The organism is Nocardia albiluteola (genome assembly GCF_018860155.1).
Classification (GTDB): Bacteria; Actinomycetota; Actinomycetes; order Mycobacteriales; family Mycobacteriaceae; genus Nocardia; species Nocardia albiluteola.
The window spans coordinates 707018-730092 of sequence record NZ_JAHKNI010000002.1 but is presented as its reverse complement, the minus strand read 5'-3'; the positions used below and the strand labels follow the sequence as shown (position 1 = coordinate 730092).

Sequence of the window (23075 nt, the reverse complement as noted above, 5' to 3'; positions counted from 1 at the left end):
GCGAAGGAACCCCGGCGGTCCGCGCCGGGGTTTCCGGGCAGGTTTACCGCGCCGGGCGCAGGTGGGTTACATCCCCTGCGGAGACCGCGCGGCCGTCGATGAGCAGGCGGCCGCTGCCGTCGATATCCGTGGCGGTTCCGGCGAGGATCTCGCCGCCGGGCAGTTCCGCACGAACCTGGGCGCCGAGTGTGGTGCAGCGTTCGCGATATTCCCCGGCCAGGGCGGTGACATCCCAGTTCGCGGCCTGCCAGCGGGTGACCTGGCGCGCGAATTCACGCAGCATGGATTGCACCAGGGCGGTGCGGTCGACGTCGGGAGCACCGGCCAGGGTCAGCGAGGTGGCGTGCGGGACGGGCAGTTCGTCCTGGGTGAGGCTGACATTGAGACCGATGCCGACCACCACCGCGGGCGCCGCGCCGACGGCCGCGATCTCCGCCAGGATGCCCGCCAGCTTGCCGCCGTCGACGAGAACATCGTTGGGCCACTTGAGTTTTGCGTTCACTCCCGTGGTCGCGCGCACGGCGTCCACGACCGCGACACCGGTCAGCAGCGGCAGCCAGCCGAGCACCTCGGGATCGATGTCGTGCAGTCGCACCAGGATCGACATCGAGATCTGCGCGCGCGGCGGGCTCGACCAGGCGCGGTCGTACCGGCCGCGGGCATGGTCCTGTGTCTCGGCGATCAGGACCTGACGGTCGGCCTGTGGATCGGCCGCCCGGGCGATCAGGTCGGCATTGGTGGATCCGGTGGACTCCACCACCTCGATGCCCGAGAAGTACGAGAGTTCCGGCGTTTCGGCGATGCTGCGCCGCAGTCCGGCGGCGTCCAAGGGGGGCCTGTGCACCCTCGCAGGCTACCCCGGCGCCGGGTCCGCTCCGGACCGTCACCACGATCCGCCGGAGAGTCGCACACGGCCCCGATAGGCAACAGCGCCGCGACCCCGATGGGTCGCGGCGCCCGTCGAGCAGGTTGTCCCGGAGCGATCAGCCCGCGAGGCAGTAGTCGGCGGATGCCCTGGCACCCTCGGACTCCTCGGGCTCCGCGACCGCGGCCACTGCCCACGGCTGCGGATCGGTGACGGTCGGCCTCGGCTCCACCACCCGCACGCTCTGCCAGGTGGCCGCCGCGGCCCTTTCGGCGACGGTTCTACTCCACTCCCACATATCTCGCCTCCCCGGTGCTCGATTTCAGGGAGCCAACCGTAGCGCGAAAATATCTCCGAATGAAAGCGAATATTCTTCGTCACAGCCGTGTGCGGACTCGATCCGGTTGCCGCGCAGCCCATTTCGCTGCTTTCGGCGAGCGCGGCTCAGACCGGCCGCAGGCCCAGTGCGCCGGAGACGAATCGCCGCACCGCGGTGATCCCGGTTTCCAGTGCGGCCGTGTAGCCCTCGCGGGCCCAGCCCGAAATATCCGCCGTGCCATCGGCATTGGGCGTCACGACGATCTCGGCAACGAGTTCGGCGGTGGTCGGCTCGCAGACCGCCCACGAATATCCCGTCTCGGCGCTCCAGTCCGCTGTGCGGCGGGCGATGTAGTCCGGATCGGCGATGCCGCCATCGGTCAGGGCCGGGCGGTCGTCGATGCGGTCGTCGGCGCGCAGCGCGCGCAGGTACCAGGAACCCGCGTTGATCTCGATCGGCTCCATCTACCGCCCCCGCCGCCGGTCGCGCCGCTCGATGCGGCGATCGCGCCGGCGGCCACTCCGCCCGCCCTGCCCGGCCGCGCCGAACAGGATCCCCGCCGCCGGGATCATCAGGAACCACAGCCAGGTGTGCGTCAGGAAGAACAGCACCAGCGCCGCGATGACGACCAGCCCCATCACGGAACCGCCGACCTCGGGCCTGCGTCCGCGATGCTCGGCCGGCGCGGCGGGTGCGTCCGCCGCGACCGGCTCGGGCAGGTCGGCGAACACCGGCGTCAGGTCCCCGCGCGTCATCGCCGCCGCGACCCGCGCGCTGCGCTCGTCGAACTCGGCGACCGAGAGCCGCCCGGCGGCGAAATGATCCGAGAGACGCCGAATGGCGTCCTCACGCTCCGCGGTACCGATGCGGATGTCGGGTGAATCGGCCATAGGACGAGATTAACCCCGCACCTGTCGTCGAGCCCACTGGCTCCGACTCGCCCGCTCGGTACAGGGTCGGGATATGTTCCGGCAGCGCGACATCAGGAACGCTCGCGCATCGGATTCGGCGCGCGCCTGTCGTCGAGCTCACTGGCTCCCACTCGCCCGCTCGGTCTAGGGTCGGGATATGTTCCGGCAATGCGGCAACAGGACCGCTCGCGCGTCGGGTTCGGCACGCGCGGCGATCGGATCCGCCGCATCACGTCGTGGCGACATCGCGCGTCCGGTGGGGGTGGTCCGATGACCGGGCAGCGGTTCGGCACGTACCGGCTCGATCGGCTCATCGGGCGGGGGTCGGCCGGTGAGGTGTGGCTGGCGCAGGACACCGTGGCCGGGCGCTCGGTGGCGTTGAAGATTCTGTCGGTGACCGCTGGTCAGGATCCGGATTATCGGCGGCGGTTCGAGCGCGAGGCCGCGATCGGCGCGCGGCTGGACAATCCCCATGTGGTGCCGATCCACACCTACGGTGAGGTCGACGGGCGGCTGTTCCTGGACATGGCCCACATTCCCGGGGTGGACGTGGCCGGGCGGCTGCGCGTCGGCCCGATGGATGCGGCGCGGGCGGTGGATCTCGTCGCACAGGTCGCGCAGGCACTGGACGCCGCGCACGCGGCCGGGCTCGTGCACCGGGATGTCAAGCCCGCCAACATCATTGTGCACGCGAGCGGTTTCGCGTACCTGATCGACTTCGGAATCGCGCACGTCTCGAACCAAACCAATATCACCGCAACGGGTTTCACGGTCGGCACGATGGCGTACATGGCGCCCGAACGGTTCACCGGCAGTGCCGACGCCCGCTCGGACATCTATTCGCTCGCCTGCGTGCTGTACGAATGCCTCACCGCGCAAAGGCCGTTCGGCGATACGGACCCGGTGCAGCAACTGCATGCCCACCTGAAGGAGGATCCGCCGCGGGCGGATTCGGCCCCCGCGGCGCTGAACGACGTGATCGCGCGCGGCATGGCCAAGCAGCCCGCCGATCGGTACCGCAGCGCCGGCGAGCTGGCCGCCGCGGCCCTGGCCGCCATCGGTATGGCGCAACCGATTTCGCGCACACCGCCGGTACTCGAGCAACCATCGGCGACGCGGAGACTGCCGGCCACCGCGGCGACCGGCCGGGCCGCGGCCGCCACCGGATACCCCGTGGAAGCCGAGCCGGATACCGGCTCGCCGGGGGCGCAGCCGAACCAGACCGTCCCTCCCGCAGCCGGGCCGGCACGAACGAGGACCATGACCGTCATGGACGGGCCGATGCCACGGGGACCCGCTCCGGCCCGCGCGCACCCCTGGCAGGCGGGCCCACTCCCGACACGGGTGCTCGCGAACCCGGATCCGCCGCCCCCGACCGGAGCCCCCGCGGTCCTGGTCTCAGCGCCCGCCGCCGCCCGGCGCCATCCGATGCTGACCGCCCGGGCCCTCGGGATTGTCGCCGGAGCGATCATCCTGGCGATCCTCGTCTTCGTGGTCGTGGCGGCCTTCACGGCGCTGCTGTCCAGCGGCGGCCAGGCCCCGACGCAGCCCGAGGTGACGACCACGATATCGGCGGCGCCGACCACCACCGAAACCCCCACGCCGACAACCGAATCTACTCCGCCGGGACTGAGCCAGGCGCCGCTGAGCATCCCGGTCGCGCCGGGCTTCACCCTGACGTTCCAGATCCCGGTCCCCTCGGGCATGAGCATCCCGCCCGCACCGGGCAACCAATGAGCCCGCCCGGCGCTCCGGCCCCGGCGTATGACTCGCGTTTGCGCTTGACCTTGCCGTAACGGCAACTTCTACGGTCGAAGGCGAAGTCGGATGGACCGGCTCAACGGAAATGGTGGAGAGCGCTATGAGCTGGTCGATCGCGGAAGTGGCGAGGATGTCGGGCGTCACTGCCCGCACTCTGCGGCACTACGACCAGGTCGGGCTGCTCGAGCCGGCATGGGTGGGTGCCAACAGCTATCGCTACTACGAGGAGGAGCAACTGCTGCGCCTGCAGCAGATCCTCGTCCTGCGTGAGCTGGGCCTGAGTCTCGCCGAGATCGCCGAGTCGGTCGATTCCGAGCCGGACACGCTCGCGGCTCTCCGGCGGCATCACGTCCGTCTGCTCACCGAGCGCAATCGCCTGGACCGGATGGCGAACACGGTGGCGCGCACCATCGCCGAACTCGAAGGGAAGACAGAGATGGCAGTCAAGATCAACCGCCCGGAGAACCTGTTCGAGGGGTTCGACCACTCGCAGTACGACGATGAGGCCCGCGAACGCTGGCCGGAGGAGTTCGAGCAGTCCCAGCGCAACGCCGCGAACATAACTCCCGAGGACGTCGAGCGCATGCAGCGGGAAGCGACCGCTGCGATGATCCGCATGGCCGAGTTCATGGCCGCGGGCGCACCAGTCGGCAACTCGGCGGTACAGGCCGAGATCCACACTCACTACCAGGGCATATGCCGGTTCTGGACCCCGAACCGGGATGCGTACAAGTGCATGGGCCAGATGTTCGTGGACGACGAGCGGTACAAGGCGAGCTACCTGAAGATCGCCGAGGGCCTGGCCGAGTATCAGCGAGACGCGATGGTTGTCTACGCCGACCAGCGGCTCGGTCAGTAGCCCCGATCATCTGCTGACGAACAGCTGGGGCACCGGATCGAGAGTGCCCCTCCGCTGAGGCGCGGCCGGCCGGAACGCCGAGGTCCCGCTCGCTCACCATGAGCGGGCGGGACCTCGGTGAAAAGCGCTGAGCCTACTTGATTTCGGCGAGCACGGTGCCCTGGGTGATGGCCGCACCGGCCTCCACCGCCAGGCCGGTCACCACGCCGGACTTGTGGGCGTTGACCGGGTTCTCCATCTTCATGGCCTCGAGGACCACGATCAGGTCACCGGCCTCCACGGTCTGGCCCTCGGTGACGGCGACCTTGACCACGGTGCCCTGCATCGGCGCCGTCACCGAATCGCCCGAGGCCGCGGCCCCGGCGCCACCGCCACGCGTGCGCGGCTTGGGCTTCTTGCGGACCACGCCCGTGCCGTTTCCAGCCACGCCCGCGACCCCGGCGCCGACGGTGAACTGTCCGGGCAGCGACACCTCGACGCGGCGTCCGCCGACCTCGACCACGACCTTCTGGCGCGGCTCGTCCTCACCCTCGATCGGCTGTCCGCCGGTGTACGGCTCGATCGGGTTGTCCCACTCGTTCTCGATCCACTTGGTGTAGACGTCGAACTTCTCACCGTCGCCGATGAACGCCGGGTTCTCCACGATGTGCCGGTGGAACGGCAGCACGGTGGCCAGGCCCTCGATCTGGTATTCGGCCAGGGCGCGCGCGGCGCGCTGCAGGGCCTGCTCGCGGTTCTCCCCGTACACGATCAGCTTGGCCAGCATCGAATCGAACTGACCGCCGATCACCGAGCCCTCGACCACGCCGGAATCCACACGCACACCCGGGCCCGCGGGCTCGCGGTAGACCACGACCGGTCCGGGGGCGGGCAGGAAGTTGCGGCCCGCGTCCTCGCCGTTGATCCGGAACTCGAACGCGTGGCCGCGCGGGGTGGGATCCTCGGTGATCGACAGCTCGTGGCCCTCGGCGATGCGGAACTGCTGGCGCACCAGGTCGATGCCCGCGGTCTCCTCGGTCACCGGGTGCTCGACCTGCAGGCGGGTGTTCACCTCGAGGAACGACACCGTCTCGCCCTGCACGAGGTACTCCACCGTGCCGGCGCCGTAGTATCCGGCCTCCCGGCAGATCCGCTTGGCGGACTCGTGGATCTTCGCGCGCACCTCGTCGGACAGGAACGGCGCGGGGGCCTCCTCGACGAGCTTCTGGAAGCGGCGCTGCAGCGAGCAGTCGCGGGTGCCCGCGACGACCACGTTGCCGTGCTTGTCCGCGATGACCTGCGCCTCGACGTGGCGGGCCTTGTCCAGGTACTGCTCCACGAAGCACTCACCGCGACCGAAGGCGGAAACCGCCTCGCGGGTGGCGGACTCGAACAGCTCCGGGATCTCCTCGATGGTGTGCGCGACCTTCATGCCGCGACCGCCACCACCGAACGCGGCCTTGATCGCGACCGGAACCCCGTACTGCTTCGCGAACGCCACGACCTCCTCGGCGTTCTTGACCGGATCCTTGGTGCCCGCGGCCATCGGCGCGTCGGCGCGCTGGGCGATGTGCCGAGCGGTGACCTTGTCACCCAGATCCCGGATCGACTGCGGCGAGGGACCGATCCAGATCAGCTTGGCGTCGAGCACGGCCTGCGCGAAGTCCGCGTTCTCGGACAGGAACCCGTACCCCGGGTGGATCGCGTCCGCGCCCGCCTTGCGCGCGGCATCCAAAATCTTGTCGAACACCAGATACGACTCCGCCGAGGTCTGCCCACCCAGGGCGAACGCCTCATCGGCCAGCTTCACGAAGGGCGCATCCGCGTCCGGCTCCGCGTACACGGCCACACTGGCGATACCGGCATCCTTGGCGGCCCGGATCACGCGCACGGCGATCTCGCCTCGGTTGGCTACGAGGACCTTCGTGATCTGCGCGTTGGCATGGTTGGGCACTGAGCCTCCTGTGCTCTGAATTCTTACTTCTCCGGCGAGTGTAGGCAGTCTGCCAATAGAACCCGAACCCGGCCACGCTTACCGAGGGGTAGGAGGGGCGTTCCCGGAGCGGGTTTCGCCACTCACACCGCAGGTATCGCGGCCGGGCCCTGCGACGCTATCGCCGCGCCCGGTTCAGTCCCCTTGACCATGGGAGTCCGAACCGAATTCCCCCACTCGGTCCACGAGCCGTCGTAGACGCGCACTCGCTCGTGACCCAGCAGCGCGGTGAGCACGAACCAGGTGTGCGCGGCCCGCTCGCCGACCCGGCAGTAGACGATCGTCTCGGCGGCGGGCGGAATCGCCTCGTAGATCCGGTCCAGCTCCGCGCGCGAGCGGAAGCGCCCGCCGGCGCCGACCGCCGCGGTCCACGGGATGTTCACCGCCGTGGGGATGTGCCCGGCGCGCAGGGACTGTTCGTCCGGCCGGTCGAGGATCCTGTCCTGCTCCCCGGAATACTCCTCGGGTGTGCGCACATCGATCAGCGGCCGCCCCAGGTGAGCACGCACCTCGTCCAGGAAGGCCCGCGACTGCGAGTCGTCGCGCTCGACCACCGGATACTCCCCCAGGCCCGCATCGGGCACCTCGAACGCGGTGTCGCGCGCCTCGGAGATCCATGCCTCGCGGCCCCCGTCCAGCAAGCGCACGTCGCGATGACCGAACAACCGGAACACCCACAGGGTGGCCGCGGCCGTGCCGTTCGCCTTGTCTCCGTAGACAACCACGGTATCGTCGCGCAAAATACCTTTCGCCCGCATCAGTTCGGCGAAACGCGTGCCGTCGACAACGTCCCGGGACAGCGGGTCGGTAAGCTCGGCGCGCCAGTCGATCTTGATGGCGCCGGGTATGTGCCCGATGTCGTACAACAGAACATCGTCGTCGGACTCGACAATCTTGAGGCCGGGAGCGCCGATGTTTGCCGACAGCCACTCCGTGGTTACTAGTCGGTGAGGGTCTGCGTGGGAGCCGAACGAAGGATGAGGGTCCGGAGCGACGGGCACGGTAGTTGGTCCTTCACGCGTGATAGACGGTGGTCGACGGTTCCACTCCGATGGTAGGGGCGAATCCTTACAGCAACTGGTTGCAGATCATGAATTCATGAATCGGATGAATGAGCGAATAAGTCGCAGCCTCATCCGATAAAGTCTCCCGGGAGGAGGGGTGAGCTATGTCCGATTCTTGGCCGCGACGGCGCCTGCTCGCGATCCTGCGCGGCGCCAGCGAGCCTCTCGATGCCCAGCAACTCGCCAGAGTGACCGGGCAGCACGTCACCACGGTGCGATTCCACTTGGACGTGCTCACCCGGGAGTCGCTGGTGCGGCAGTTCCAGCAGCCGCCGCGCGGGCGAGGCCGCCCGCGCATCGGGTACAGCGCCGTCCAGCGATCGGTCGGCTATCAGGACCTCGCGCAGGTGCTCGCCGATCAGCTCGGCAGTGACCCGCGGCGCCGCTCCGAGGCCGCGGTCGCGGCCGGACGGGCCTGGGGCGCCAAGATCGAGGCGTTCGAGCAGCAGATCGAGAGCCTGGACGACGCGCGCGACCTGACCGTCACGATGATGTCGGAGCTGGGTTTCGCACCCGAGCGCGATCCCGCCTCCGAGACCGACGAGCAGGCGCTGATCCGGCTGACGGCGTGCCCGCTGCGCGATTTGGCACGCACCCATTCGGAGGTGGTGTGCGGCGTGCATCTGGGGCTGCTGCGAGAGGCGCTGGACCGCAGCGGCGGCCGGGACACGGTGAATGTGCGCCTGCACCCGTTCGTGGAGCCCGAACTGTGCGTGGCCCGGCTCGATGCCCTGAAGAGTTCGCTCGTGCCGGATCCGGGCACCATGCCGGACGCGCAGGCCCAGGACGGCGCCGAGCCGCGATTAGCCGCGACCGCGCCGTCAGCGAGCCGCGTCGGCCCCCAGCTGCGCTCCGACGGCCCACAGCTGCGCAATGCCGACACCCACGTCGCCAAGCAGTCGACGAACCAGCGGTAGCCCGATCCCGATGACGCTCGAGGGATCGCCGTCGATGCGGTCCACGAACCAGCCGCCGCGCCCGTCCAGGGTGAACGCGCCCGCGACCTGCAGCGGCTCGCCCGAGGCGATGTAGGCGTCGAGTTCCTCGGGTCCGGGATCGGCGAAATGCACGGTGGTGCTGCTGCAATCAGCGGCCGCGGCCACGATCCGGCCCTCGCGCAGGCGCAGCACGCAGTGTCCGGTCAGCAGATCGGCGCTGCGCCCGGCCATCTCGGCCCAGCGCGCCTTGGCCACCTCCGGGGTGTGCGGCTTGCCCTGCAGCTGCCCGTCCACCAGCAGCATCGAATCGCAGCCGACCACAACGCAATCGGCCACGACCGGCGCGGCATCGGCGATCAGCGCGGCGGCGACGGATTCCGCCTTGGCCCGCGCCAGTGCGGTGACCACCCCCTCGGGTGGGGTGCCGGCGGGCAGCGCCGCGGCCACCGCGTCCTCGTCCACGTCGGAGACCCGGACGATGGGCGCCAGGCCCGCGGATCGCAGGACCTGCAGGCGCGCGGGTGAGGCGGAACCGAGTACGAATCCCGTCACGTCAGTCGCGCAGGTGCGACAGGAAGGGGAATGCGTACGGGGAGAACGGCGCCGCGCCGCGGTGCATCAGGGTCGGGATGCCCCACAGATCCACGGGCCCGCTGGACGCGGTGGCCGAGGCGCCCGCGCTCGCGGCCGCGAACACGCACACCAGTGCGGCGATCTCCTCGTCCGTGGGAGAGCCCTTCAGGATCCGGATGACCGGCCCGGCAGTCGATTCGGCATCGGCCACGACCGGCTCCATCGTCTCGACGAGTTCGTCGACCGACAGCGCCAGCTCGGCGGCCCGCAGTACCTCTTCATCAGCTACAGCCGTCACAGCGCCAGTTCCTCCTGTTCGTGTGCCGCGGCCCGGTGGGTCACGGCGTCCCCAGGGTCTTCGACGAACCCCGCGAACGGTCTTCGTACGGCCCTGAAGTACTCAGGCCGTCCTACCATCTTCGCTCGGATCATGCACTCTCGCGCGCAACTGTCTGTGGTGTCACACTCGAGTCAGCTCCCGACACGCGGAATATCGCTGAATCAGAGCGGAATGTTGCCGTGCTTCTTCGGCGGCAGGCTGACCATCTTGCGCTCGAGCAGCCGCAGCGCCGAGACGATCTGGCCGCGAGTGTGCGAGGGCGGGATGACGGCGTCGACATAGCCGCGCTCGGCGGCCACGTACGGGTTCACGAGGGTGTCCTCGTACTCGTTCTGCAGCTCCAGGCGCAGCGCATCCACGTCGGCGCCCTCGGCGGCGGCCTCCTTGAGCTGCTTGCGGTAGACGAAGCCGACCGCGCCCGAGGCGCCCATGACCGCGATCTGCGCCGTCGGCCAGGCCAGGTTCACATCCGCGCCCATGTGCTTGGAGCCCATGACGTCGTAGGCGCCGCCGTAGGCCTTGCGGGTGATGATGGTGATCTTCCCCACGGTCGCCTCGCCGTACGCGTACAGCAGCTTGGCGCCGCGGCGGATGATGCCGTTGTACTCCTGATCGGTGCCCGGCAGGAAGCCCGGCACGTCCACCAGGGTGATGATCGGAATGTTGAACGCGTCGCAGGTGCGCACGAAGCGCGCGGCCTTCTCCGAGGCGTCGATGTCCAGGCAGCCGGCGAACTGCATGGGCTGGTTGGCCACGAATCCCACACTGCGACCGTCGATCCGGGCGAAGCCGATGATGATGTTCCGCGCGCGCTCGGCCTGCACCTCGAAGAACTCGTCGTCGTCGACGAGGCGACGGATCACCTCGTGCATGTCGTACGGCTGGTTCGCCGAGTCCGGGATCAGCGAGTCGAGCTCGCGGTCCTCCTCGGTCAGCGACTCCTCGATCGAGCCGGTGATCGGGTCCGTCGCGGGGAAGCGCGGGGCCTCGGCGCGGTTGTTGCTGGGCAGGTAGCTCAGCAGATCGCGCACGTAGTCCAGGGCGTCCTGCTCGCCGGAGGCGACGTAGTGCGCGGTGCCGGACTTCACCATGTGGGTGTGGGCGCCGCCCAACTCCTCCATGGTGACCTCTTCGCCGGTGACGGTCTTGATGACGTCCGGGCCGGTGATGAACATCTGGCTGGTCTCGTCGACCATGATGACGAAGTCGGTCAGCGCCGGGGAGTACACGTGCCCGCCCGCAGCCGCGCCCAGGATCAGCGAGATCTGCGGGATGACGCCCGAGGCCTGGATGTTGCGGTGGAAGATCTCGCCGTACAGGCCGAGGGAGACCACGCCCTCCTGGATGCGCGCGCCCGCACCGTCGTTGATGCCGATGAGCGGGCGGCCGGTCTTGATCGCCAGATCCATGACCTTGACGATCTTCTCGCCGTACACCTCGCCGAGGCTGCCGCCGAAGACGGTGGAGTCCTGGGAGAAGATGCACACGTCGCGGCCGTCGATGGTGCCGTAGCCGGTGACCACGCCGTCACCGAGCGGGCGGTTGTTCTCCAGGCCGAAATTCACGCTGCGGTGCCGGGCCAGCGCATCCATCTCGACGAACGAGCCCTCGTCCAGCAGGGCCAGGATGCGCTCACGCGCGGTCATCTTGCCCTTGGCGTGCACCTTGTCGACGGCGGCCTCACCCATCGGGTGCTTGGCCTCTTCCAGCCGATTGCGCAGATCAGCCAGCTTGCCGGCGGTGGTGTGGATATCGGGGGCGCCAGCCGACCCCGGCACTGGCTGCTGCTGGACACTCGTCATGCCCGGAGTGTAACCAGTAGCAGGGACACGGGGAACCTCCGAGGGGGCTACTCGCAAGTACCCTATTGACCCCTTGCCAGCAGAAAAGCGCTGGTCAAATGCGATGCGGCCGAGCCGAAACCGCCTCGGGCGGACCGGAAAACGCTGTCGGGAACGGACTTCGGCGCGCCGGGCCGCGCCGGGTGCGGCCGGCGCGGGCGGGCATGTGGCCGCCGCGTCGCCTCGGGTACCCGGAATCGGTGCGTGACACCGCGAATATCGAGTTCCGACAAGTTCTTTCACCGCATTCGGGCGCAGCATCGCGCGCCGGACCGTGGCGCGGCACGGGACCGGGCCGACACTTCCGAGCCTGGTGCGAAATGTGCGGCGGACGGCATCCGGGGCGGGCGGCCGACGGGCCCGCCCCCGGAGCCGGCTCAGCCCAGGACGCGGTCGAGCGCGTCGATAGCCTCGTCCAGTTCCGCGACGGTGACCGTCAGCGGCGGGCGGAACCGGATGCCCCGCTCGCCCGTGCCCAGCAGCAGCACCCGCTCGCGTTCGCGCATGGCCGTGACCACCGCGTCCCGCAGGGCCGCCGATTCCAGCGTGATCGCGCAGAACAGCCCGCGCCCGCGCGGATCGGTGACCTCCGGATGCCGCGCGGCCAGGTCCGTGAGCCGCTCGAGCAGGTGGGCGCCGAGCTCGGCGGCGCGGGCCGGCAGCTCGTCGCGCTCGATCACCTCGAGGATGCGCCGCGCGCGCACCATGTCCGCGAGGTTGCCGCCCCAGGTGGAGTTCAGCCGCGAGCTCACGGCGAAGACGTTGCCGGGCACCTCGTCGAGGCGCCCGCCCGCCATGATCCCGCACACCTGCGTCTTCTTGCCGAAGGCAACGATGTCCGGCTCTACGCCCAGCTGCTCGTATGCCCACCGGGTGCCGGTCGAGGCGACGCCGGTCTGCACCTCGTCGAGCACGAACAGCGCGTCGTGCTCGCGGCACAGCGCCTGCACCGCGCGCAGGAATTCCGGCCGCAGGTGCCGGTCGCCGCCCTCGCCCTGGATGGGTTCGGCGATGAAACATGCTATGTCGTGCGGGTTTTCGGCGAAGGCTGCGCGGGCCTGCGCGAGGGCGTGAGCCTCGGCGGCCTCGATGTCGACTTCGCTTGCCAGATAGGGCGTTTCGATGCGCGGCCAGTCGAATTTCGGGAAGCGGGCGGTCTTGACCGGATCGGTGTTCGTCAGCGACAGGGTGTAGCCGCTGCGGCCGTGGAAGGCACCGGTCAGGTGCAGCACCTTGGTGCCGAGTTCGGCGGGGCGGCCGTGCATTTCGTTGTGGCGGCTCTTCCAGTCGAAGGCCGCCTTGAGCGCGTTCTCCACCGCGAGGGCGCCGCCGTCGATGAAGAACAGATGCGGCAGCGCGGGATCGCCCAGGACGCGGGCGAAGGTCTCCACGAAGCGGGCCATCTCGACGGTGTAGATGTCGGAGTTGCTGGGCTTGTTCAGCGCCGCGACCACCAGCTCGTCGCGGAACTCCGCGTCGCCGGCCAGGTCCGGATGGTTCATGCCCAGCGCCGAGGAGGCGAAGAAGCCGAACATGTCCAGATACGGGGTGCCGTCGCGGGCGTCGACGAGCCGGCGGCCTCGAGATCTGGCTAGGTCGAGCACCAGATCGAAGCCGTCGGCGAGGATGCTCGCGGACAGAATCTCATGCACCGTGGCGGGGGTGACCTGCGGCGCATCTGCCATCACCCCGGGGCGCTCCATTTCGAGGGTCACACCATGAGGCTACGCAAACATTTACGCTTTTTCTACGCCTTTACAAACAAAGTTACGATCAGGCATCATTTGTCATAGAATGTCTGAAGGATGATGGTGCTGCGCGTCTGAACATTTGCGGTGACGCGGATCTCCTGCAGCAACTGTTCCAGGTGCCGCGGCGAGGCGACGCGCACCATCAGCACGTAGCTGTCCTCGCCCGCCACCGAATGGCAAGCTTCGATGCCGGGGACGTGCCGCAGGAGCGCCGGAGCCTCGTCGGGCTGCGACGGGTCGAGAGGAGTGATGGCGACAAATGCCGAGAGCAGTTGCCCCAGCGCTTCCGGATCGATCTGCGCGGTGTACCCGCGGATCACGCCCCGCGCCTCGAGCCTGCGCACCCGCGACTGCACCGCGGACACCGACAGATTCGCCTTCTCCGCGAGATTGGACAGCGTGGCCCGGCCATCGTCCATCAGCTCGCGAATCAGTAGTCGATCGATGTCGTCCAGAACGGGTTTCGCCGGTGCATCCGCCATCAGCGAAGGCTAACGCAGCCGACCGACATCGTGGCCGAAACCGTCCCAGCCAGCAGATACGGAGACACCCATGACCATTGCCGCCCCCGACACCCGCGAACTGGCCGCCCGCGCCGAACAGTTGCTGCGCACGCTGGGCGCCACGCCGCCCGCGCCGGGGCTGCTGCCCGCACGCACCCCGATTACCGGCGGCGAGCTGACGACCCTGTCGCCGAGCTCGGACGCGGAGATCGACGCCGCGATCGGCAAGGCGGCCACCGCATTCCGCGATTGGCGCACGGTGCCCGCGCCGCAGCGGGCCGCCGTGGTGCGACGGCTGGGCGAGCTGCTGACCGCACATCAGCACGAACTCGGCGAGCTGGTCACCCTCGAGGCGGGCAAGATCGGCGCCGAGGCGCGCGGCGAGGTGCAGGAGATGATCGACATCTGCGAGTTCGCGGTGGGGTTGTCGCGGCAGTTGTACGGGCGCACCATGGCCTCGGAGCGGCCCGGGCATCGGCTGATGGAGACCTGGCATCCGCTCGGCGTCGTCGGGGTGCTCTCGGCGTTCAACTTCCCGGTGGCGGTGTGGGCGTGGAACACCGCGGTCGCGCTGGTGTGCGGCGACACCGTGGTCTGGAAGCCCTCGGAGACAACGCCTTTGACCGCGCTGGCCTGTCACGGCCTGCTGCGGCGCGCGGCGGCGGAGGTCGGTGCGGATCCGGAGATCCACCAGCTGATCCAGGGCGCCGCGGACGCCGGGGCACGGCTGGTCGACGACGAGCGCATCGCGCTGGTCAGCGCGACCGGATCGGTGCGGATGGGCCGCACCGTGGGCCCACGGGTGGCCGCGCGGTTCGGGCGCTGCCTGCTGGAGCTGGGCGGCAACAACGCGGCGATCGTCACCCCCTCGGCGGATCTCGAATTGGCCACGCGCGGTGTGGTTTTCGCGGCCGCCGGTACCGCCGGGCAGCGCTGCACCTCGCTGCGCCGCCTGATCGCGCACACCGACGTCGTCGGTCCGCTGACCGACCGGATCGAGGCCGCGTATCGCCAGCTTCGGGTGGGCAGTCCGCTCGAGGACGGGGTGCTGGTCGGCCCGCTGATCAACAGCCGGGCCTACACCGCGATGCAGGAGGCGCTGACCCGCGCGGTCGCCGACGGCGGCGAATTGCTGTGTGGCGGTGAGCGAGTCATGGTGCACGGCGAGGATTCGTACTACGTGCACCCGGCCCTGGTCCGCATGCCCGCGCAGACCGAGGTCGTCCGCGAAGAGACCTTCGCCCCCATCCTGTACGTGCTCACCTACGACGACTTCGACGAGGCCATCGCCCTGCACAATGCGGTACCCCAGGGCCTGTCCTCGGCCGTGTTCACCCGCGACCAGCGCGAGGCCGAGCGCTTCCTGGCCGCGGACGGCTCGGACTGCGGCATCGCCAACGTGAACATCGGCACGTCGGGGGCGGAGATCGGCGGCGCGTTCGGCGGGGAGAAGCAGACCGGCGGCGGCCGCGAATCGGGGTCGGACTCCTGGAAGGCGTATATGCGCCGGGCCACCAACACCGTCAACTACTCCACGGATCTGCCGCTCGCGCAGGGGATTCAGTTCGGCTGAGGCTGCGGGGCCGCACGAGCCGGTATCACCCCGCGCCGCCGACCGCGCGAACAGCGCCCGTGCCCGGCCCCTCAGCTCGTCCGGCAACAACCGGTTCGGTACCCGGACGGCGCGCGCCAAAGGGACTCACAACCCGTGCCCGGTGCTTCGGGACCAACCGCGTCGGTGCCGGACGCGCGAACGACGCGACCCACAGGGCCTCCGGCCCGTGCCCGGCCCGTCCGGCACCAACCGGGTCCTATCGGACGAGCCCCCATACCGGCGGCGAGAAGGCACCCACCAGTTATCGGTATTTCCTATCGTTTGGCAAAGTATTCGGGCGGCGTAATCTCTCGAAATATCCGGTCAGCGGGTGCCATGTGCCGCATGGCCGGGTTGAGACGGCTAGCACAGATCAGGAGTTGCAAACATTGAGCAAGCCGACGTATTACGCACCCGACGGCGGGCTGCCGTCGCAGACCATGCTGCTGACCGACCGCGCCATCGTGAAGGAGGCATACACGGTCATCCCGCGCGGTGTGCTGCGTGACATCGTCACCAGCAACCTGCCGGGCTGGAAGAAGACCCGCTCGTGGATTCTCGCCAAGCCGGTTTCCGGATTCGCCACCACCTTCGCGCAGTACATCGTCGAGGTGTCCCCCGGCGGCGGCAGCACCGCACCGGAGCCGGAACGCGGCGTGGAGTCGGTGCTGTTCCTGCTGAGCGGCGCGCTGACCGTCGTCATCGAGGGCAGCACGCACGCCCTGACGCCCGGTGGATATGCCTATCTCCCGGCGGGCAGCGAGTGGTCGGTGGCCAACGAGTCGGACTCGGCCGCCACCTTCACGTGGGTCCGCAAGGCCTACGAGGCTGTCGACGGCCAGCCCGCACCCAAGGCGTTCGCCGTGCAGGAGCAGGACGTCGATCCGTCGCCGATGCCGGACACCGACGGCGCCTGGGCCACCACCCGGTTCGTCGACCCCAGCGACCTCGCGCACGATATGCACGTCAACATCGTGACCTTCGAACCGGGCGCGGTGATCCCGTTCGCGGAGACGCACGTGATGGAGCACGGGATCTACATCCTCGAGGGCAAGGCGGTGTACCGCCTCAACGACGACTGGGTCGAGGTCCAGGCCGGCGACTTCCTCTGGCTGCGTGCCTTCTGCCCGCAGGCCTGCTACGCGGGCGGCCCCGGCAAGTTCCGCTACCTGCTGTACAAGGACGTCAACCGCCAGATCAAGCTGACCTGAGGACTGCCCGGGCCGGTTGTCCGCGCGTCGCCCGTATCGCCTGTCGCGATGCGGGTGCGACGGACGCGGTCGATGGGTATCGCCCCGGTGCCCATCGCCGCGTCGGATAGTCCGATCACGGTGGCCGCGTCGCTGACCGCACCGGGGCCGCAGCACGCGCTGACGTCCGGATCGACGCCAGCGGGACGAAACCGGCCAACGCCGTGCCGATCCACTCCCGACGCCGACGGTCGAACCCGTCCGCACGGACCTACGGCCGGCCGCGCAGCCGGAAGCCGCGCGGGGTGGGGGCGAAGCCCGCGTCGGTGAGGAAGGTGGCGAAGGTGTTGCCGTGCACCGAGTCGCCGTCGACGCGCTCGACGACCAGGGAGTCGACGCGACGGTCGTGGACCAGGGCGGCCAGGGCCGCGGCCGCCCGGGTGCGGCGTTCGGGATCCTCGGTGAAGGTGAGCAGGGTCTTGCCGCCGCGTTCGAGGTAGAGGGTGAGATCGCCGTCGATGAGGACGACCAGCGCGCCCGCCTTGCGGCCCGGGCGATGGCCCGCGCCCTCGGCCGCACCCTTCGGCCAGGGCAGCGCCGCACCGTAGGGGTTGGCGGGATCGCAGGCCGCGAGGACGACCGCTGAACCGATGACCCGGTCGTCGCGATCGGTGTCGAACGACCGCAGCCGATCCACGACATCGGTTGTAGAGAACTGGGCGCCGCCCAGGGAATCGATGAAATAGCCGCGGCGGCAACGCCCGCGGTCCTCGAATTCGGTGAGCACGCGGTACATCAGCGCGAATCCACCCGGAATCCCCTCGCCCTGCACGGCGCCCCGGGTCAAGACGCCGTACCGCTCCAGCAGCTGATCGGCGGTCGCGTGCGCGCGAATCGTGTTGTCGGACACGCGTTCCGGCAGCAGCGACCAGCGCCCGGCCACGGTCGGCGGACCCGACCGGACCGGCATGTTCGGCCGCGGCAGATAAGCCCGCCCCCGCGGGGTGCGCCGCGGCGAGCGATGCGCGGTGGTGGTGCGCGTCGTCCCGGACAGCAGCGCCCGCACCGGCGCGAAGGTGTCGCCCCCGACGTACCCGGCCCACACCAGCTCCCACAACGCCGCCGCGACCGCCGCATCGTCGAGCAGCCCGGTGGAATCGGACAGCTGCCGGAAGAAGTATGCGCCCCCGGACGACGGAATCACCTGCACCCGTGCGGTTTTCGGCTCGCCTGCCACGGTGTCGCTACCATCGGCCGGGCCCCCGGACGACAAGGCATCGGCCCGCCCGGAGGCAGTAGCCCCCGGCTCCGGCGGCGCTACGCCATGCGCGCCCTCATCCGTCGTGGCGAAATCCCCCGACCCGGCCATTCCGACGAGGGGCGTAGCCGCGGAATCTGCCTGCAGGTGGGGACCCTTCGCGCGCTGTGTGGCATCGTCCGCCGCTTCGGCCGCATCGCCCCACGGCTCGCCTCGCTCGGTATCGGCCGCTTCAGCCGCATCGACCGACCGGACGGCCCTATCGGATGTTCGGGTACCGATCGAGTCGGGGAAATCTGCTGCCCAACTGTGTATTTCCACGGCTCGTGGGGCATCGCCCACCGTCGGCGTGTCCGGCGATTGCCGGTCTCGAGCCGCCTTGCCGGCAGCCGGTGACTTGGCCGCGCCAGGCCCTGATGCAGACCGGGCGGCACCGGCGAGCGGTGATGAATCCCCTACTGCGGGCGACGTCGGAATAACGGTCGCGCCCAGCGCCAGCAGCAGTTGGATCTGGGTTTCGGTGAGGTCGATGTCGTCGGGTGGGGGCAGGGTCAGGGGGGCCTGGTCGGCGGGGTGCAGGGCGATCCAGCCGTCCTTGGCGGTGATGGATCCGTGGCCGGACCAGACGACCTCGCCCGTGGCCATCAGCTCGTCGAGCATTGCGGGGGTGTAGTCGCGTACCCGGGCGGGCAGGACGAGCGTCTCCCACGCCGAGGCCGGAATCGGTACGCCCGCAAGCTGTTCCACGACCGCGAAGACCCCGTCCACGCCGCGTAGCTCGGCGGTGCCGACATGCTGCCAGGCGGGCAGGAACCGGGCGAAGGCGGCGGTAGCGACCGGCTCGACGTCCTTGCGGGCCGCGGCCAGCGATCGCCGCCGCAATCGGCGCAGCACCTGGGTGTCGCACCACTCCGCGCCCGCGGCACCCGGGGTGAATTCGCCCTCCACGACGCGTTTTTCGGCGGCCAGGCGATGCAGCGCGGTGGCGGCCACCGCCGTACCGATGCCGAACCGGTGCGCCAGCGCCTCCAGTCCGAACGGGCCGTGCGTGCGGGCATAGCGCCCGACCAGGTCGCCGAGGGGGTCCGCGACCGGCTCGATGAACGCCGCGGGCGTCCCGATCGGCAGCGGCACGCCCAGGGCGTCGCGCAGACGAGCCGCGTCCTCGACCGCGGCCCACCAGCGCTGCCCGGCGAAGGACACCTCCAGCGCGCGGCGGGCCGCGGCGAGCTCGGCGAACCACGGGCCGGGATCGGCGGTGCAGCGCTGGGCCGCCTCCTGCGCGGTCAACGGACCCAGCAGGCGCAGCAGGTCGGCCAGGCCCTCGGCGTCGCGGGCGTGGCGTTCGTCGGTGAGGCGCTGCAGTTCCCGCTGGGTCAGCTCGAGCACGGCAGGATCGAGCAGCTCGCGCAGCTCCACCCGCCCGAGCAGTTCGGCGAGCAGGCTCGAATCCAGCGAGAGCGCGGCGGCGCGGCGTTCGGCCAGCGGGCTGTCGCCCTCGTACATGAACTGCCCGATGTAGTCGAACAGCAGCGCATTGGCGAAGGGCGACGGCGTGGCCGTCTCGACCTCCACCAGCCGCAGCTTGCGCCGGGCGATCCCGGACTGGAGCTCGCGCAGCGCGGGCAGATCGTAGACGTCCTGCAGGCATTCGCGCACCGTCTCGAGCAGCATCGGGAAGTCGGGAAACTTGCGCGCCACATCCAGCAGCTGCGCCGCGCGCTGGCGCTGCTGCCACAGCGGCGCCCGCCGGCCCGGATCGCGGCGCGGCAGCAATAGGGCGCGCGCGGAACACTCGCGGAACCGGGACGCGAAAAGCGCGGAGCCGCCGACCTGTTCGGTCACCAGCTCGTCGATCTCGTCGGGTTCGAAGACGAACAGATCCGCACCCGGCGGATCGTCGGTGGTGTCCGGCAGGCGCACGACGATCCCATCGTCGGCGGCCGTGGGCACCGCGTCGACCCCGAAGCGCTCGCGCAGGCGCGCGCCCACCGCGAGCGCCCACGGCGCGTGCACCGGCTGACCGTACGGCGAATGCAGCACCAGCCGCCAGTCGCCGAGCTCATCGCGAAACCGCTCGACCAGCAGCGTCCGATCGGTCGGCAGGTGCCCCGTCGCCGAGCTCTGCTCCCGCAGCAGCGCAACGAGATTCGCGGTCGCGAAGTCGTCCAGGCCCGCGGCGTGCACGATCTGCTCGAGCGCCGAGAGCTCGGCTCCAGCCGTTGCGGCGCCGCCGGACTTGTGCCGGGCCGCACCGGATCTGGCTGCCGACGCGGGCGTGCCTGCCGCCGGGGATTTGCTCGCCGCCGAGCCGGATTTCGACACCGTCGCAGCGCTTTCCCCCGGTGCGGACGTCGCCACATCCGCGGCTGCGGCGAGGGAATCACCGGATTTACGGCGCCTGCCGCGGGAGCTCGCGGCAAGACTCCGGGGCGTGCCCGCATCGGAGTCCTCGGATGCGGTCGATCCGACTGGGTCCGGCGCTGCATCGAGATCCCCGGACGCGCGCGATCCGGGCGACTCCGCCGAGCGAAGCAGCGCATCGAGCTGCGCCGCCGGTGCGTGCTCGATCGCCTGTCCGGCCGTGCGGACGAATTCTCCCAGCGCCGCACCCAATTCGGCCGGGCGGCCGAGCGAATCCCCGTGCCAGAACGGAAGCCGCCCGGGCAGGCCGAAGGCCGGTGTGACGAGCACGCGGTCGTGCGTGATGTCCTCGATGCGCCAGCTCGTGGCGCCGAGCGCGAACACATCACCCACGCGGGACTCGTAGACCATCTCCTCGTCGAGCTCGCCTACGCGCGAGGCCTTCTCGCCCACCATGAACACCGGGAACAACCCGCGGTCGGGGATCGCCCCGCCCGAGGTGACCGCGAGCCGCTGCGCTCCGGGACGCCCGGTGAGCGTGCCCGCATCGCGATCCCACACCACGCGCGGCCGCAGTTCGGCGAACTCGTCCGACGGATAGCGCCCGGACAGCAGGTCCAGCACCGCCTCGAACGCCGAGCGCGGCAGCTCCGCGTAACTGCCCGTACCCCTGACGGTCTCGAACCAGGCGTCCGCATCGATCGGCTCGAGCGCGCAGGCAGCGACGGTCTGCTGAGCCAGGATGTCGAGTGGGTGCGCGGGAATGCGCAACCGCTCGATCTGCCCGGCGGTCATGCGCATCGACGCGACCGCGCAGTGGATCACATCGGTGCGATGCTTGGGGAAGATCACCCCCCGGGAGATCTCACCCACCTGATGCCCGGCCCGGCCCACCCGCTGCAGGCCGCTGGCCACCGACGGCGGTGCCTCCACCTGGACCACGAGATCGACCGCGCCCATGTCGATTCCGAGCTCGAGGCTGCTGGTCGCCACCACGCATCGCAGCCGCCCGGTCTTGAGGTCGTCCTCGATGATCGCGCGCTGCTCCTTGCTGACCGAGCCGTGGTGGGCCCGGGCCAGCAGCGCCGCCGCGCCGTGATTCACCTCGCCGGTCGCGCCGTACTCGGAGGGGGTCCGGCCCGGCGACACCGGCGGCGGGCCCGCGAATGCCGGTGTCGGATCCTCGGACTCGGCGACCCGCCGGCCCAGCGCCGACCCCGCGGAGTGCCCGTCGCCCTCCGCGACCGCCGACGCCCCCGGCGCGGCGGAGTCACCCGAATCGAGGTCGACCGAGTCGCCCAGCCGCTCGGCATACGCCTCGTTCAGCCGGGCGGTGAGTCGCTCGGCCAGCCGCCGCGAATTGGCGAAGACGATCGAGGACCGGTGCCGCACAACCAGATCCACGATGGCCGCATCGACATGCGGCCAGATGGAGGGCGTGCGGGACTGATCCTCGTCGAATTCGCCCACCGGATCGGGCTCTGTCATATCCGCGACCGGCACCCGGACCGACAGATCGAAGGTCTTCGGCGCGGGCGGGGCGACGATGGTGATGGGCGCCGCGCCCACCAGGAAGCGGCCGACCTCCTCGGGCGGACGCACCGTGGCCGACAGTCCGATCCGTTGCGCGGGCCGTGCCTGCCCTATCGACCCGTCCAGTCCGGGCGTCTGCGCCAGCACATCCAGCCGGGCCAGCGAAAGGGCAAGGTGCGCACCGCGTTTGGATCCAGCAATGGCATGCACCTCGTCGACGATGACGGTGTGCACCGTGCGCAGCGTTTCGCGCGCGGCCGAGGTGAGCATGAGAAACAGCGATTCGGGGGTGGTGATGAGAATGTCGGGCGGGGTGCGCTGCATCGTTCTGCGCGCGGCCGCGGGCGTATCCCCGGACCGGACGCCGACGGTGATATCCGGCGCGGGCAGCCCGAGCCGCTTGGCGGTCTGCGTGACCCCGACCAGCGGTGCGCGCAGATTGCGCTCGACATCCACGGCCAGCGCCTTGAGCGGGGAGACGTAGAGCACCGACGTGCCCGGCGGGGCTTTCCGCGGCCCGCGCGCGGCCAGCCGGTCGATGGCCCACAGGAAGGCCGAGAGCGTCTTGCCCGATCCGGTGGGCGCGATGACCAGCGTGTGCTCACCCGCCGCAATGGCACCCCACGCCCCCAACTGGGCGGCCGTCGGCGCGGGGAACGCGCCCTCGAACCACTCCTGGGTGGGGCGGGAGAACTGGTCCATAGCATCAGTCTGCACCGAGGCACCGACAGAAAGTCCAGGACCGCCTGCGCCCGAATCCGGACGCACGGTTCATGCCGGGCACACCGGGCGGGGCTGGCCGGGGCGTGTCGACCGAAGGCGGAGCAATCGCGACACAGCCAGCGAGGCCGCGCCGTAGGCTTCGAAACGTGCAGAAGGTGCTCCGACTCGACCTTGTCAGCCATGGCATGACCGAGGCGATGCGCAAGGCACGATTCCCGGTGGACGAGCCCCTGACCGAAGCCGGACGCCGCGCGGTCGCCGAGTGCGGCCGCCTGCACGCCGCCCGCGTCCTGACCGCGCCCGAGCGCCGCGCCGTCGAGACCGCGGCGCTGCTGGGCCTGCTGGGCGAGCAGGACGATCGCCTGCGCGACCTGGACGCGGGCGCCTGGCGGGGCGGCGAGCTGATGTCGGTGCCGCAGGAGGAGTTGTACGCCTGGCTCACGGATCCGAAATTCCGTGGTCACGGCGGCGAGGCGGTCATCGATGTGATCGATCGGACCAGGCAGTGGCTGGTCGACATCGCCGCGGAGGGCCTGCCGACCATCGCGGTCACCCATCCCGCGGTGATCCGCTCGGCCCTGCTGCTCACCCTCGACGCCCCGGCAAAATCGTTCTGGCGCATCGACATTCCCCCGGTCGGCATCACGCGCCTGAACTATCGCGGCGAATGGACGCTGCATTTTCGCGCCTGAACCGCGGCCGTCGGCCATCCCCAC

The 23075-nt window shown here is 70.1% G+C and carries 18 protein-coding genes; 6 read left to right on the top strand and 12 right to left on the bottom strand.

Annotated elements, in window-relative coordinates:
• Positions 1-43: 43 nt before the first annotated feature.
• From KO481_RS09205 to KO481_RS09190, 4 genes are all read right to left on the bottom strand, one after another.
• The gene (locus tag KO481_RS09205) at positions 44-844 is read right to left on the bottom strand and encodes a biotin--[acetyl-CoA-carboxylase] ligase (RefSeq protein ID WP_308166448.1); all 801 of its coding nucleotides are present in this window, start codon (positions 842-844) and stop codon (positions 44-46) included.
• 139 nt (positions 845-983) lie between these two features.
• Positions 984-1163, bottom strand: coding sequence for a hypothetical protein (locus KO481_RS09200; protein WP_215916540.1), 180 nt, complete (start codon positions 1161-1163; stop codon positions 984-986).
• Between the two features lie 146 nt (positions 1164-1309).
• Positions 1310-1648: a hypothetical protein gene (locus tag KO481_RS09195; RefSeq protein WP_215916539.1), complete on the bottom strand. Its 339-nt coding sequence runs from the start codon at positions 1646-1648 to the stop codon at positions 1310-1312.
• A complete protein-coding gene (locus KO481_RS09190; RefSeq protein ID WP_215916538.1) occupies positions 1649-2074 on the bottom strand; it encodes a DUF1707 SHOCT-like domain-containing protein in 426 nt (141 codons plus the stop codon).
• Between the two features lie 291 nt (positions 2075-2365).
• Here KO481_RS09190 and KO481_RS09185 point away from each other — a divergent pair, with 291 nt between their 5' ends.
• Positions 2366-3832 (top strand): serine/threonine-protein kinase, encoded by a 1467-nt coding sequence (locus tag KO481_RS09185; RefSeq protein WP_215916537.1) that lies wholly within the window; start codon positions 2366-2368, stop codon positions 3830-3832.
• A 124-nt stretch (positions 3833-3956) separates the two neighbouring features.
• Positions 3957-4715 carry a MerR family transcriptional regulator gene (locus KO481_RS09180; RefSeq protein ID WP_215916536.1) on the top strand — a complete coding sequence of 253 codons (759 nt, stop codon included), beginning with the start codon at positions 3957-3959 and terminating at the stop codon, positions 4713-4715.
• 133 nt (positions 4716-4848) lie between these two features.
• Here the strand turns inward: KO481_RS09180 and KO481_RS09175 are convergent, their stop codons facing one another.
• Positions 4849-6648: an acetyl/propionyl/methylcrotonyl-CoA carboxylase subunit alpha gene (locus KO481_RS09175; protein ID WP_215916535.1), complete on the bottom strand. Its 1800-nt coding sequence runs from the start codon at positions 6646-6648 to the stop codon at positions 4849-4851.
• A gap of 122 nt (positions 6649-6770) precedes the next feature.
• Entirely contained in the window at positions 6771-7688 is a 918-nt protein-coding gene (locus KO481_RS09170) for a sulfurtransferase (RefSeq protein ID WP_215916534.1), read from the bottom strand.
• 167 nt (positions 7689-7855) lie between these two features.
• Between KO481_RS09170 and KO481_RS09165 the strand changes: the two genes are divergently transcribed.
• Entirely contained in the window at positions 7856-8668 is an 813-nt protein-coding gene (locus tag KO481_RS09165; protein WP_215916533.1) for a helix-turn-helix transcriptional regulator, read from the top strand.
• Here KO481_RS09165 and KO481_RS09160 read toward each other — a convergent pair.
• The 5 genes from KO481_RS09160 to KO481_RS09140 form a co-directional block, all read right to left on the bottom strand.
• Complete coding sequence (locus KO481_RS09160) at positions 8573-9241, bottom strand: Maf family protein (RefSeq protein ID WP_215916532.1); 669 nt, start codon at positions 9239-9241, stop codon at positions 8573-8575. The two genes, KO481_RS09165 and KO481_RS09160, sit on opposite strands and share 96 nt — an antisense overlap.
• 1 nt (position 9242) lies before the next feature.
• Positions 9243-9560: an acyl-CoA carboxylase subunit epsilon gene (locus KO481_RS09155; RefSeq protein ID WP_308166446.1), complete on the bottom strand. Its 318-nt coding sequence runs from the start codon at positions 9558-9560 to the stop codon at positions 9243-9245.
• A 203-nt stretch (positions 9561-9763) separates the two neighbouring features.
• Positions 9764-11404, bottom strand: coding sequence for an acyl-CoA carboxylase subunit beta (locus KO481_RS09150; protein ID WP_215916531.1), 1641 nt, complete (start codon positions 11402-11404; stop codon positions 9764-9766).
• A gap of 416 nt (positions 11405-11820) precedes the next feature.
• Entirely contained in the window at positions 11821-13128 is a 1308-nt protein-coding gene (gene lat / locus KO481_RS09145; protein WP_245400698.1) for an L-lysine 6-transaminase, read from the bottom strand.
• 95 nt (positions 13129-13223) lie between these two features.
• Complete coding sequence (locus KO481_RS09140; RefSeq protein WP_215916530.1) at positions 13224-13676, bottom strand: Lrp/AsnC family transcriptional regulator; 453 nt, start codon at positions 13674-13676, stop codon at positions 13224-13226.
• 70 nt (positions 13677-13746) lie between these two features.
• Here KO481_RS09140 and amaB point away from each other — a divergent pair, with 70 nt between their 5' ends.
• Entirely contained in the window at positions 13747-15270 is a 1524-nt protein-coding gene (gene amaB, locus KO481_RS09135) for an L-piperidine-6-carboxylate dehydrogenase (protein WP_215916529.1), read from the top strand.
• 410 nt (positions 15271-15680) lie between these two features.
• On the top strand, positions 15681-16502 hold the full coding sequence (locus KO481_RS09130; RefSeq protein WP_215916528.1) for a bifunctional allantoicase/(S)-ureidoglycine aminohydrolase: 822 nt from the start codon (positions 15681-15683) through the stop codon (positions 16500-16502).
• 250 nt (positions 16503-16752) lie between these two features.
• Here the strand turns inward: KO481_RS09130 and KO481_RS42870 are convergent, their stop codons facing one another.
• A complete protein-coding gene (locus tag KO481_RS42870) occupies positions 16753-22338 on the bottom strand; it encodes an Lhr family ATP-dependent helicase (protein ID WP_245400560.1) in 5586 nt (1861 codons plus the stop codon).
• A gap of 167 nt (positions 22339-22505) precedes the next feature.
• On the opposite strand from KO481_RS42870, the gene KO481_RS09110 reads away from it, so the two are divergent.
• The gene (locus KO481_RS09110) at positions 22506-23051 is read left to right on the top strand and encodes a histidine phosphatase family protein (protein ID WP_308166443.1); all 546 of its coding nucleotides are present in this window, start codon (positions 22506-22508) and stop codon (positions 23049-23051) included.
• The last annotated feature ends 24 nt before the right edge of the window (positions 23052-23075 follow it).